At 60.3% G+C, this 12,898-nt stretch carries 12 protein-coding genes; 5 read left to right on the top strand and 7 right to left on the bottom strand.

The window, feature by feature from the left end; all coding sequences use genetic code 11:
- Positions 1–6 precede the first annotated feature (6 nt).
- The 7 genes from tssF to tssA all read right to left on the bottom strand — a co-directional run bounded on the left by tssF (position 7) and on the right by tssA (position 7,764).
- A complete protein-coding gene (gene tssF, locus V6S97_RS24695; RefSeq protein ID WP_060724232.1) occupies positions 7–1,788 on the bottom strand; it encodes a type VI secretion system baseplate subunit TssF in 1,782 nt (593 codons plus the stop codon).
- Complete coding sequence (tssE, locus tag V6S97_RS24700; protein ID WP_003504539.1) at positions 1,781–2,290, bottom strand: type VI secretion system baseplate subunit TssE; 510 nt, start codon at positions 2,288–2,290, stop codon at positions 1,781–1,783. The genes tssF and tssE overlap by 8 nt, the downstream gene beginning before the upstream one ends.
- Positions 2,283–3,107: a type VI secretion system accessory protein TagJ gene (locus tag V6S97_RS24705; RefSeq protein ID WP_111792893.1), complete on the bottom strand. Its 825-nt coding sequence runs from the start codon at positions 3,105–3,107 to the stop codon at positions 2,283–2,285. The genes tssE and V6S97_RS24705 overlap by 8 nt, the downstream gene beginning before the upstream one ends.
- Complete coding sequence (gene tssC / locus V6S97_RS24710) at positions 3,104–4,498, bottom strand: type VI secretion system contractile sheath large subunit (RefSeq protein ID WP_060726790.1); 1,395 nt, start codon at positions 4,496–4,498, stop codon at positions 3,104–3,106. Before tssC (V6S97_RS24710) ends, V6S97_RS24705 begins: the two co-directional genes overlap by 4 nt.
- A 56-nt stretch (positions 4,499–4,554) precedes the next feature.
- A complete protein-coding gene (gene tssC / locus V6S97_RS24715; RefSeq protein WP_060726791.1) occupies positions 4,555–6,036 on the bottom strand; it encodes a type VI secretion system contractile sheath large subunit in 1,482 nt (493 codons plus the stop codon).
- Positions 6,037–6,134: 98 nt separating this feature from the next.
- Positions 6,135–6,644, bottom strand: coding sequence for a type VI secretion system contractile sheath small subunit (tssB, locus tag V6S97_RS24720; RefSeq protein WP_020010212.1), 510 nt, complete (start codon positions 6,642–6,644; stop codon positions 6,135–6,137).
- A gap of 67 nt (positions 6,645–6,711) precedes the next feature.
- A complete protein-coding gene (gene tssA / locus V6S97_RS24725; RefSeq protein WP_080864573.1) occupies positions 6,712–7,764 on the bottom strand; it encodes a type VI secretion system protein TssA in 1,053 nt (350 codons plus the stop codon).
- A 220-nt stretch (positions 7,765–7,984) separates the two neighbouring features.
- Between tssA and tssH the strand changes: the two genes are divergently transcribed.
- From tssH to V6S97_RS24750, 5 genes are all read left to right on the top strand, one after another.
- The gene (tssH, locus tag V6S97_RS24730) at positions 7,985–10,639 is read left to right on the top strand and encodes a type VI secretion system ATPase TssH (RefSeq protein ID WP_111792894.1); all 2,655 of its coding nucleotides are present in this window, start codon (positions 7,985–7,987) and stop codon (positions 10,637–10,639) included.
- 57 nt (positions 10,640–10,696) lie between these two features.
- Positions 10,697–11,173, top strand: a complete 477-nt coding sequence (locus V6S97_RS24735; RefSeq protein ID WP_003504561.1) for an Hcp family type VI secretion system effector — start codon at positions 10,697–10,699, stop codon at positions 11,171–11,173.
- 109 nt (positions 11,174–11,282) lie between these two features.
- The gene (locus V6S97_RS24740; protein ID WP_003504562.1) at positions 11,283–11,672 is read left to right on the top strand and encodes a Rap1a/Tai family immunity protein; all 390 of its coding nucleotides are present in this window, start codon (positions 11,283–11,285) and stop codon (positions 11,670–11,672) included.
- 11 nt (positions 11,673–11,683) lie between these two features.
- Positions 11,684–12,184 carry a type VI secretion system amidase effector protein Tae4 gene (locus tag V6S97_RS24745; RefSeq protein ID WP_003504563.1) on the top strand — a complete coding sequence of 167 codons (501 nt, stop codon included), beginning with the start codon at positions 11,684–11,686 and terminating at the stop codon, positions 12,182–12,184.
- 13 nt (positions 12,185–12,197) lie between these two features.
- Positions 12,198–12,898: contractile injection system protein, VgrG/Pvc8 family (locus V6S97_RS24750; protein WP_334427839.1), on the top strand; the 701-nt coding region annotated here is incomplete at its 3' end.

Here is a 12,898-nt window from a genome sequence, read left to right on the forward strand (position 1 = left end):
GGTCTCCTAGAGCAGCGGCCGGTCGGCCGCACGGGCAGGCCAGCGGGCAATCGGTTTGGAGTGGCCGCGCATCGTCGCCGTCAGCCGCGTGAAACTGTTGATCGAGGTGTAGAGCCCGAAGAAATGGTTGAGGACATTGGCGAAAACAAATGCGGCGGGTCGCGCGATCAGCGCGGGGTCGAACTCCACGGTGATGTCCGTTCCCGGCACCATGGCCGAGCCGATCCGGGCATGGGAATTCTGCGCCTCGACATTGCTGATCGCCTCCACGAGCTGCCGGGTTTCCGGGCTGTCCCTGAAGGAATAAAGCGACAGAATGTCCTTCAGCGGTGCGCCGCCGCTGTCGGTGAGGGACAGATGGTTGAGGAGGAGATGCGAGATCAGCCGCCATTCACGCGCCGAACGCTCGTTGACACGGATCGCCGCTGTCGGCGGCATCAGCGCATGGATGGATTTTACAGCCTCGTTGCCGGTCGAAAGCTGCAGGAAGGGGTGTCCCCCGCCAAAGGGGAGCTGGCTTGGCAGCTCGCGATTGATGCACAGCGTGTCGATGCTCGCTACCATGTCGAGCGGTCCCAGCGGTCCGCGCTTCTGATCCACGAAGGCGATGTCCGTATCGGAAGAACCATCGTCATCGAACCGGCGCTGTATCTGCCAGAACACGTTGGCGCCGTTATTGCGCTGTGTGCGGCCGAAGAACGGGGAGGTCTTTTCGGTCTGCCCGGAGCGGCTGGTCAGCTGGACGTTTTCGACGGCGTAGATTTCGCGGGTCCGCTGCCGCCGTGCATCCGGCAGCAGGCGGTATTCCGTGCGCGTGCCATCGAGGCTGAGCGGTTCGCAGCTTTGTTTGAACAGGTTGATAACCGGCGAGGCGTTCAGCACAAAATCCCGGACCGACACCATGCGCTCAAGCTGCGTGTCCGCCGCATCCAGATAGATGTAAAGCTCGCAATCGCCGCCGCTCCATTTCTGCAGTCCGTCGATATCGAGAAAGAGAAACTTCTGCGGCAGCGCGAAGAATTCGGTGAGAAGCCGGTAGCCGTCAAAACTGTTGGCGGGATAGGGCAACATCGCCTGATCGCGCGTATAGCCGGATGGCCTGAGATTGCCGGCGGGCAGGAAAACGGCTTCCTTGTCCTCGGCGTGACGGGCAAGCGCCATGCCCACGCAATGATTGGTCAAAAGCTCGTAAAGCGCCGTGGCCTGCTGCCAGGCGGCGGACAGGAAAATCTGAAGCTTTGTCAGTCCCATTTCCGGGAAAGTGCCGCCGCGCGGCGCCGTGCTGCGCAGCGAAAGCCGCAGGCAGCTGGCGGCGCCGGCGAAGGAGGCCGAAAACGGCGCGTCGATCGGCTGGCCGGACAAGGTTGCGGCTGCGATTTGCAGCGGCGCGATCTCCACCGCCTGCGTGGTGCGAAAACGGCAGCTTTCACCGCCGACGGGTTCGGCGAGGATTTCACTGTGCCTTGGGAGCGTCTGCACGGTTGCGAGCGCCGTGCTCGGGGTGAACTGCACCACGCTCATGGACGGGATGGGCGCAAGATAGTGCGGATAGAGCGTTTCCAGCAGGCTGTCCGACAGTTCGGGAAATTCGTCGTCCAGTTTCTGGCGCACACGGGCGGCGGAGTAGGCGAAGCTCTGGATCAGCCGCTCGACATGCGGATCGTCGGCGACATCTCCCGTCATGCGCAGCCTGCCGGCGATTTTCGGGAACGCCGCCGCGAAACGCGATGCGCGTTTTCTCAGGGCAAAAAGTTCGTCATTGTATTTTTCGAGAAAGCCGTCAGCCATTCGTCGCCTCCACCAGGAAACGCTGCGTGGACGGATCGATCCGGGATTCGAAGCTGATCGGCGGCATACCTTCCTGAAGGCGGAAACTTGCCTGTATGCGCATGCGAAGCGCCCGGTCGCCATCCGTGCGGTTTTTCAGGATTGTCACATGCACGTCGGCAAGGCGGGTTTCGAACAGGGAAATCCGCCGTTCGATGCTGCGCGCGAGCCGCGCCTTGGAGGCATCCGTCACCAGATTGGCCGAGAGAATACCGTCCACGCCGTAGCTCACCAGCGCATCGGACAGTTCCTTCAGCGCCGCCGGCGGGCCGGCGGGGTTACGGCGGGTATTGAGCAATGCCTCGAGATCGCGGCGGATCACCTCACGCATTTCGCGCGCCTGATCCTTCAGGCTGACGAGCGCGTCCGTTTCGGCATCCGGCGCGTCATCGAGCAGCCGGTCCAGAACGGAGCGTGACAGCGTTCTCTGTCGTGCGCGATATTGCTCGAGCGGATCAACCACGGGCGATCTGCCTTTCATCGTCGGATGCGGCGGAAAGAGAACCGATCTCGTGGAACGGCACGACATCGTCGCCAATCAGCAGGCAGCGCTGGCCTTGCCCGGTCGCCAGCGGCTGGTCCTCTTCGCTCCAGCGCGTTTCCCGGCCAAGGAGAAGGCCGACATCGTCCTTTGCGCCGTGATAGATGGCCGGAAGCAGCACGGATGCGACCGCGCCGTCGCGCAACGTCAGTTCGGCCCCGCGGAAAGCGAGGTCACGCGGGCGGCTCATGGGGTCGATGGTGAGGCTTTCGATGCGGCCATAATCGATCCACAGATAGCGGCCGCCATTGGTCAGCACTTCCAGCGCGTGCGGAATCCGGTCGTCCAGATCGCGGATATCGCCGGCGTTCTTGTCATTATGGCCGATCGCCACATTGCCACGTTTTTCGTCGAGTTCAGCCAGCGCGGTTCCGGCAGCATCCGCGTCACCGCTGCGTGCGGCGATATTCGCCCGGATGGCCAGCTGATCGAGTTCTGACGGACCGCCGGGGAAATCCGGCACCGCGCCGGTTTCGAACCATGCATTGCGTGCGGCCATAGCGCGCAGCTGGTGGCGGAAGAGGGAAAAACCAACGCTTTCCTGCGGCGAGAATGTTGCGGCCAGATTGCATTGCGCATCGGCCTTCTCATAGTCGCCGGCGAGGACCAGCAGGTCGATGTAGAAATGGCGACCATCCTTGTCGGTGGGCCTGGTTTTGACGTGTTCGCGCGCAAGCCCGATCGCCTCTTGCAGCCGGTCATCATCGAGAAGGCGGGAAATGTCGTCGCGCAGCGTCATGCGGATATCCTTTGCGGCTCGGCCGAAGATCGGGATGCGGCCGCCGGCGGCATCATGGTTTCGGCAATGAGGTGGAAGCTCGTGGAGACGTCATCGAGCTGGAAATGCGGCTGAAGGCGCACGGTGCAGGAGAATGTTCCGGGCTTGCCGGGAACCTCGAAGACGTTGATCCCGGCAGAGCGCAGCGGGTAGCGCGTGCGCAGCGTCGCTTCCGCATCGTCATTGCCGAGCGTGTAGGAGGAAAGCCAGCCTTCCAGCTTGCGTTCTATCGTCGAGGCATCGCTCAGCTGGCCGATATCGTCGCGCATGATGACCTTGAGGTAATGCGAGAACCGGGAGGCGCACAGCACATATTGCAGCATGGCCGCGAGGCGGGCGTTCTGTCTTGCCGCTTCGCTGGAATAGTGGCCGGGCGCATGCAGGGACTGGTTGGCGTTGAAGATCGCCATGCCGGAGAGATAGGTGGTGGAGACGGGCACGATGCCGAGATCGGAAAATTGCTGTTCCTGCCCGGTCGTCAGCTGTACCTCGACGGGCGGCTGCGCGGAAAGGCCGTTGCTCTCGATGCCGAGATCGAGCGGCGGCAATTGCCGGGAAGAAAGCATGCCGCCATCCACGGCGTCCTGCGTTACACCGCGCAAATCCGCAAACCAGCCGGAATCGACGAAATTGCGCACCACCACCGTGGCAAAAGCGAAGGCGGCGTTGCCCCAAAGCAGGGTCTCGCCGCTTTCCGCCACATGCTCGCGAAACGGAAATCCGTCATCGCGTCCGCGCGCATAGGGCCTGTAGGGCGAGCGCAGCAAAACCCGCGGCGCGACAAGGCCGACAAAGCGGGAATCGTCACGTGCACGAAGCGCGTTCCAGCGCAGTCTCGATTTCTCCTGTTTCAGCCAGGAAAAATCGTGGACCCGGCTGAGCTCCGAGAAGTCCTGCAGGCCGACGGCCGAAGGCGAGGCCGCCGCCACGAAGGGGCAGAAGGCGGCCGCAGCCACCATGCCGATCTGCGACAGCGTCGTGATGGAATCGGCACCCTCGAGATCGTCAGGGGAAAATTCGTAGTCGCCGATCAAAAGACCGACCGGTTCGCCACCCGGCATGCCGAATTCGCGGTTATAGACAACTTCGAAAAGATGGCTCTGGTCGAAATCGGTGGCGCGTTCCGTGTTGCGGGCAAGGTCGCGCCAACTGGCATTCAGCAGCTTCACCTTGACGTCAGTGCCGCGGCCAGCCTCGCGCACGACCATGGCAAGCCCACGCCATCTCGCTTCCATCGCCTGAAAATCAGGGTGATGGAGAATGGCGTTCACCTGGCCGGTCAGCGCATCGTCGATGAGGGCGATGAGCTGGTCGGCAAAAATACGGGCGTCCGGAAAGGACTGATGCGCCATGAGCGGGCTCCGGGTGAAGAACGGGGCCGGGGTGGCCGGACCACCCCGGTCCGGGTTCAGTTCTTGGACGGAATACGGGCAACCATGCGTAGCGACGTCGTCAGTTCTTCCATCTGCAACCAGGGCCGCATCCATGCGACCGCATTATAGGCGCCGGGTTTGCCCGGCACTTCCTGCACGGTCACCTTGGCATCGCGCAGCGGATATTTCGCCCGGCTTTCCTCGCCCGCTTCGTCATTGGCGTTGACGTAGTTGGCAATCCAGCGATTGAGCCAGACTTCGCAATCCGACGCTTCCATGAAAGAGCCGATCTTGTCGCGTCCCATCACTTTGAGATAATGCGCAAAACGCGACGTGGCCATGATGTAGGGCAGGCGGGCCGAAACGGCGGCGTTGGCCGTTGCTTCCGGCTTGTCGTAAAGCTTCGGCTTATGCGCGGTCTGGGCACCGAAGAACACCGCATAATCCGTGTTCTTGTAGTGGCAGAGCGGCAGGAAACCGAGCTTGCCGAGTTCGGCGTCGCGGCGGTCGGTAATGCCCACTTCCGTCGGGCATTTGAGGTCGAGATCGCCGTCATCGCTGGAGAAGACGTGCATGGGCAGATTTTCCACCCGGCCGCCATTTTCCGCGCCACGGATCGCCGTGCACCAGCCGCTTTTCGCAAAAGCGTCGGTCAGCTTGGTGCCCATGACATAGGCGGCGTTCATCCAGCAATATTCGTCATGCTGCAGGTCGCCATTCACCGCACCCTTGGTTTCGTCATAGGCGAAATCATCGATTGGGTTGGTTTTGGGGCCATAGGGCATGCGCGCCAGCACACGCGGCAAAGCGAGTGTCACGAAACGGGAATCGTCGCTCTCGCGGAAGCTGCGCCACTTGGCATATTCCACCGTATCGAAGATTTTCTCCAAATCGCGCGGACGGGCGAGATCGCGGTAATCCTCGAAGCCGAACATATGCGGGCTTGCCGCCGAGATGAACGGTGCGAAAGCCGCCGCCGCAATCGACGAGACGCCCTGCAGCAGCTGCACGTCATCGAAGGAGTTGTCGAATTCATAGTCGCCGATGATCGCGCCGAGCGGCTCGCCGCCGGGGGTGCCGAATTCGTCTTCGTAGATCGCCTTGAAGAGGCGCGACTGATCGAATTCCACGGCCTTTTCCAGATCGCGCGCGAGTTCCCGCTTGCCGGAATTCATGACGCGGATCTTGAGGTTGACGCTCGTCTCGGAATTCTTGACGAGATAGTTGAGCCCGCGCCAGGTGCCTTCGAGCTTCGCGAATTCCGGCGCCTGCATGATGGCGGCAAGCTGTTCGGAAATCGTCCGGTCCAATTCGGCAATGGCGTGGTTGAGGGTGACGGTGAGGTTGCGGTCGTATTTGACCGTTCCCTTCAGCGCCTGGTCGGTCAGCGTGCGCAGAAGATTTTGCGCGCGGTCCGGTTCGGTCTGGCGGGTTGCGGCAACCACCTTGGACAGCAGTCCATGATCTTCGGCGGTCGTTGCCTGTGCTTCATTTTTCAGCAGGCTTTCAGCGCTCATGTTTCAGTCCTTCCACATGCGGCTTTGAAAAATGCCGCTTGAACAGTTGAAGCCCCGCAATGGGGGCCGTTCGGGGAGGTTTTCCTCCGCACAGGCGATTATTTGCTCGCGCCGTTCTTTTCCTTGAGTTCGGAAACCAGCGTTGCGAGATCGGTCTTGTTCTGCAGAATATCTTCCAGCATGCGTTCCAGATCTTCAGAACGGTCAGCCTTGGAAAGCAGGTCGCGAAGCTCGTTGCGGGCGTCCAGAAGCGCCTTCAGGGCAGGAACCTGCTGCACGACGGCACCGGGTTCGAAATCGTCCATGCTTTCGAATTTCAGGTTGACCTGCATGTCCGTTCCGTCTTTCTGCAGCGTGTTGGCAACGGAAATGTTGAGGCCGGGGGTCATGCGGCGCATCACCTCATCGAAATTGTCGCGGTCGATCTGAACGAACTTGCGCTCGCCGAACGGCTTCAGCGGCTGGGTGGGATTGCCGGAGAAATCACCCAGCACGCCGACGACGAAGGGCAGTTCCTTGACCACCATCGCGCCTTCGGTTTCGACTTCGTATTTGATGTGAACGCGGGGCTTGCGAACCCGCTCCAGCTTTTCATGTACACTTGCCATTTCAACCTCCTTGATGCCCCTTGGCATGGCTGACTGTTAGGGGACGGCGTCTCCCGTCCCTTGCCCGTTATTTTCCGTTTTCTCCGCCGGGCTTGATCCCGGCGGCCGTCAGAACTGCGTTTCGGGCCTGCGTTTCGGGCAGAAGCTCTGCCAGCAGTTCCGAAAAATCCATGCGCCCCCTGCGAACCAGCGTTTCGATGGAGAGCGAGATCGGCGAGTGCGGCTCGGTCCGGCGAAAGTAACGCGCAACCGAAAGAAGAGTTTCAAAGGCCTCGTCGCGTGAAGATATGCCTTCCGGCGAGGCTGCGGATATCCGCACCGCCGGTTGCCCGCCCTCGTCAGTGTCCGCAACAGCGGTCGCCGCCTGCTCAACCGGGGCCGGCTCCTTTTCGCGCCCGCCCAGCGTGCGGATGGCGGCGGCGGCTTCGATGAGCGTGTTACGGATATTGGAACTGGGTGGCGCGAACTGGCCGCAGCGTTCGGAAAGAACCGCCATGATGGCGTCGAAGCTGGAGAGACAGGCGTTGACCTCGGCCAGATGGGAAGACATGGCGGCAACGCCCGCTTCTGATGCCAGCCGATACAGTTCTTCGCGCCGTTTGCTCTCGGTTGGCCGCTGCGCCAGCTGGAAATCCCAGAGGCTGTGCTCGCCAAATTTCCCTCCGGGGATCAGCGGTGCAAGCCGGAGCGGCTGAACAAGTGTTCCTTCAGTGCCGATGCCGTTCAATCCCGCAAAAGGTGCAAATTTTTCCTCATCATTATCGTCGCTGATCGAGCGCAATGAGTCCCAGTGGTTGTAAAAAAGATCATTACAAAGCTCATAGATTTCGCGCAGTCCAGGAAAGCCGCGCAACCGCAGGCTTGCTTCGGAAAGCCACGCCAATATTTCTATGTCCTTGCTTTCGGAATATATAATCTGCAATCCAAGATTGCTGACACTGTCCCAGCTACTGGAGATCTTTAAGTTATCCTGAGGGGAGGTGGCGCGCTCTTCTGTGCGTGCCTGGTTTCTTTCATCCTTAATTCTATAGTATAGTTCGCGCGTTCTTGAATCATTGCGGATATTATCTCCGCAATTCCCTAAAAGTTCTACATCTGTTTTAACATGCTTCGTATCCAAAGGTAGTCTATCCCCAGAAAATAGTAATGGATTTTTTGTAGTTACTTCCCTTACGTGAGGCTATTGATCAGACAGACTTATTCAAAATGTGTCTAAATTGTGGCGTCTAGTGTCTAATCTAACCCGATAAAAAATAAACTTCGGGGTGGACAACCCGGTTTCATCATCATAGTTATTCCACGTCACGTTGTGGAATGAACCCGGGCAGGAGGCTCATTGCATGTCGCATATCGATCTCAATCGCCTCGTTGAAGCGCTTGAGCCTGACCTGCGCGTCACCCTTGAAGCTGCGGCTTCTGTCGCGGTGCGTATGGGGCACAGGTACGTGGATATCCCGCATTGGCTGCTGGCGGTTGTAGATGCCGGCATCTATGCGAAAACATTCGAGGAATTAAAAATTCCACTTCCGGTGTTGCGGGCAGAAATCGGCCGCAGCCTGGAAGAGGCCGTGATTGGCGACGGCGAGGCCTTGTCGCTCTCCCAGAACATTCTGACGGCGGGCCGCGAGGCATGGGTTCTTGCTTCGCTGGAGGCCGGACGCGACCGCGTGACGCTCTGCGACCTGCTTCTGGCGATGGACGAGGAAACCTCGCTCCGCTCTTTCGTCCGCTCCGCTTTTCCGTCGCTGAAGACGATGGATCGCGCGGCTCTCGAGCGCCTTCGCAGTTACGTTGAAGAGACCGCCGGGAACGGCGTTCCTTCCACGACGGCGGGTACAGCGCCAGCCGCCGGCCAGAACGATTTTCTTCGCCTTTACACCCAGGACATGACCGCCGATGCCCGGAACGGTAAGGTCGATCCGGTGATTGGGCGCGACGATGAACTGCGCCAACTCGTTGATATTCTTACACGTCGTCGTCAGAACAATCCCATTCTCGTGGGCGAGGCCGGTGTCGGTAAAACGGCGGTTGCGGAAGCGCTGGCGCTGGAGATCGCTTCCGGGAACGTGCCGGAAAAATTGCGCAACGTCCGCCTGCTGAACCTCGATATTTCGCTGCTGCAGGCCGGCGCCGGTGTGAAGGGTGAGTTCGAGCGCCGTCTTCATGGTGTGATCGATGCCGTAAAGCGCTCGGCCGAACCGGTTATCCTGTTCATCGACGAGGCGCACGGCCTTGTCGGCGCAGGTGGTGCGGCTGGCCAGGGCGATGCGGCCAATATTCTCAAGCCAGCTTTGGCGCGGGGTGAAGTGCGCACCGTCGCGGCGACGACCTGGAGCGAATACAAGAAATATTTCGAAAAGGATGCGGCGCTGACGCGTCGTTTCCAGCCCGTGCATGTGCGCGAGCCTGATGAGACAACCGCGATACGCATGTTGCGCGGTGTCGCCGACAGCTTCGTCAGCCATCACAACGTTGTCGTTCGTGACGAGGCGATCGTGGCGGCGGTGCAATTATCCGCGCGTTACATGCCGGCGCGGCAATTGCCGGACAAGGCCGTCAGCCTTCTCGATACGGCCGCGGCTGCCGTTTCGCTGGCGCGGCAGACCCTGCCGGAACGGCTGCGCGCGATGGAAAGTGAGCGGCGTCTTCTGTCCGATGAGTTGAACTGGCTTCTGCGTGAACCGCAGGACGAAGAGATTGAGGGCCGTATCCAATCGATACGCGACGAAGTCGAAAAGCTCGAGAGAGGGATTGACGATCTGCGCAGCCGTTACGATGCGGAAATGGCTGAACTCAGCGAAGAACAGTCGGTTGAAACCGGTGCATCGAATGTGTCGCCCCTGCGGCGTGCGGCTGAGACCAGGCCGGCAAATGCTGAAAGACTTGTGCCGACGGTGGTTGATCGTGAAGCGATTGCGTCCGTCGTATCGCGGTGGACGGGAATTCCGCTCGGTAAACTTCTGGCCGACCAGATCGAAAGCGCCCGCACTCTGGATGCGCGCATGCGCCAGCGGGTCGTGGGGCAAGATGCCGCAATCGGCCGGATTGCCGATGCCATGCGAACCGCGCGCGCCGGATTGTCCGATCCTCGCCGCCCGCCGGCCGTGTTCTTTCTCGTCGGCATGTCGGGAACGGGCAAGACCGAGACGGCGCTGTCGCTGGCCGATCTGCTCTATGGCGGCAACAGCCATCTGACGACGATCAACATGTCGGAGTTCAAGGAGGAGCACAAGGTTTCGCTGCTTCTCGGCTCGCCGCCGGGCTATGTCGGTTTCGGTGAAGGCGGGGTGTTGACGGAAGCGGTGCGCCGCCGGCCGTTCGGCGTTCTCCTGCTCGACGAGATCGACAAGGCCCATCCCGGCGTTCAGGATATTTTCTACCAGGTGTTCGACAAGGGTGTGCTTCGCGATGGCGAAGGCCGCGATGTCGATTTCAAGAACACCACGATCTTCATGACGGCCAATACCGGATCGGAACTGCTGACCGCACTTTCGGCCGATCCGGATACGATGCCGGAAGGCGAGGCGCTGGAAGCGCTGCTGATGCCGGAGCTGACCAAACAGTTCAAGCCCGCTTTCCTCGGGCGCACGATCATCCTGCCGTTCATGCCGCTCGGTGCGGAAGAGCTTGCAAGGATCGTGGACATGCAGATCGGCAAGATCAGGGAGCGTGTTCTGGCAACATATGGCGCCGACCTGACCCTGTCCGATGCCGCGCGCGACGCGTTGGTGGCGCGCGCCGGTGCAAGTGAAATTGGCGCACGCGCCATCGAAATCATGATCGGCAAGGATCTCCTGCCGCCTCTTTCCAGCTTCTTCCTTGAGAAGGTGATCGCGGGAGAACGGGTGGGCAAGATCGTTGTCGATTTTGATGAAAATCGGTTCGGTATTCGTGCCGAAGTGGCTGGGGAGCCAGATGAATTCGCCGCAACCGAAGAGGGTGGGGTGGATAAAGTTGCCGCGTCGGAAGGGGCTACCCGACGCATGCGGCATTAAACGAAGGGTAACGCGGCCTCGAAGCAAGAGGTCATTTCAGCTACAGGAGCTTACAGCATGCCAATTTATCTGCAGATTGACGGTATCCAGGGCGACGCCACGCATGAGGAGCACCGCAAGTGGATGGACATCGAAGCCATTCACTGGAACGTGGCACGCAACATGAACACATCTGCTGGTTCTGCTGCAAACCGCGAAGCATCCGAACCGACTATTTCGGAAGTCATTCTGACCAAGGTCAGCGATTCTTCTTCCACCAAGCTTTTCCAGGAAGCCTGCGCCGGCCGCACTGGCAAGCTCGCAACCATCCATCTGGTGACCACGGGCAATCCGGGCAACACCTATATCGAGTACCTGCTGACGAACACACTCATCGCCAGCTACTCGGTGGATTCCAGCGGTGATCGTCCGGTGGAAACCATCAAGCTCAACTTCACCAAGATGGAAGTGAAGTACACGCCGTTCGACGACAACAACTCGCCGCAGTCTCCGATGATCGCCTCTTACGATCTGGCGACGACGAAGGCCGCTTGATAGCGACGCGACCCGGTGCCGGCCTCGGCCGGCACCGGAACGTTTTCATTGCAGTTTTGCAGCTCACGTCGTGATGTTTCTCATCCACGTTGGACGAGGCGGGTTAATCATGCGCTCCCTATATGCGTTTTTTGCTTCCGTGCCGGTTGTTCTGGCTCTGTCCGGTCTTTCACCGGCCGGTGCCGAGGAACGGACATGGATATTCTCCGGTACCGAACTCAAGCAGGCCATCGAGGGCAAACTTGCCCCTGAGGTGTCTGATCCGGAAATGCGGCGGCTGGTTTCCGTTGCAAAATCGAGCGCCTATATCGCCGGTGTGGCCGATCTGACAAGCGGATCGGACTGGTGTGGTGCGGGCGCCGTGGCGCCCCATGAACTCACCGACCGGATCTACACCTATCTCGGCGATCTTCCTGCGGAAAAACTGGATGAACAGGCAGCCACTCTCGTGCGGGAGGCGCTCAAGGTCTCCTTTCCCTGTGAGCAGAAAAGTAACTAGTGGGACGAACCATGCGTGTTAACTTTGACACTCTCTATAAGAACTATCCGAGCAGCGACCCGTCGCACCCGAACTATATCAGCCAGCGTGATCTGTTCACGGAAATCGGCTGGGATGATTTCATCGGCAATCCGAACTATCACAATACCTGCGCCATTCGCGTCAGCATCGCTTTCGTGAAGTCGGGCATCAACATCGTGCCTGCCTCGCACCGCATCCAGAAAGGCCCCTATGCCGGAAAGGGCATAGAGGTGAACATGCGCCGCCTCGCCAACCTGATGAAGCGGACGAGCTATCTCGGCGAGCCCGAGCCTTTCACGCCCGCGACGGCGCGTAACGGCATCGGCGCGCGCAATGGCGTCGTGGCGTTCAACAATATCCCCGGCTACACCGGCGGCGGTCATATCGATCTTGTGCGGGGCGGCTCGGAAGCCACCCAATGCGCATCTGCCTGCTACTACAATTCGGAAACGATCTGGTTCTGGCCCCTGCAGTCCAGCCGCGGGTCCTGATTAGGAGTGTCCCATGACCGACCAGCCTTCGTTTTCCGATTTCGTCCAGGCGAGCCGCGTTCTCAGGGTGAAGTCTCCGTTGGGCGAAGATCAGCTTCTGCCAGAGCGCCTGACGGTCGAGGAAGGCGTGTCGCAGCTCTTCGACATCCGCCTGACCGTGCGAGCCAAGAAAGAAGCGGTCAAGCCCGAGGAACTGATCGGTCGGCTGGTCGATATCTCGGTCGAGATCAGCCAGGGCGAGGGGGATGGCGGCGGTGTTCGCCGCCCGTTCAACGGCCTGGTGACGGAGCTGCATGAAGGCCCGCCGATCACACGCGGTTTGCGCTCTTACGCCGTGACCCTCCGCCCGCAAATGTGGCTTCTGTCGCGCCGCTCGGATTGCCGTATCTGGATGGACAGGACGGCGGTCGAGGTCGTCGAGACGCTGTTTTCCGAACACGGCATTCCCGCACCCGATACGTCGGGCATCATTTCTCCGCCACCCGCACAGCACTACAGCGTCCAGTTTAACGAGACGGACCTCGACTATCTTTTGCGCCGCTTTGAAGAGGACGGCCTGTTCTACTGGTTCAGCCATGAGGATGGTTCCCACAAGCTGCATGTGGCCGATAGCGCCAGTGGCTGGCTTGGGCCGTCGCCGGCCGCCCAGGGGGAGGGGACGGTGCGTCTGGCGCAGGGTTCGTCGGATCGCAACCACATCAACGACTGGGCACG

The sequence above is a fragment of the Agrobacterium sp. CCNWLW155 genome (genome assembly GCF_036888815.1).
Classification (GTDB): domain Bacteria; phylum Pseudomonadota; class Alphaproteobacteria; order Rhizobiales; family Rhizobiaceae; genus Agrobacterium; species Agrobacterium radiobacter.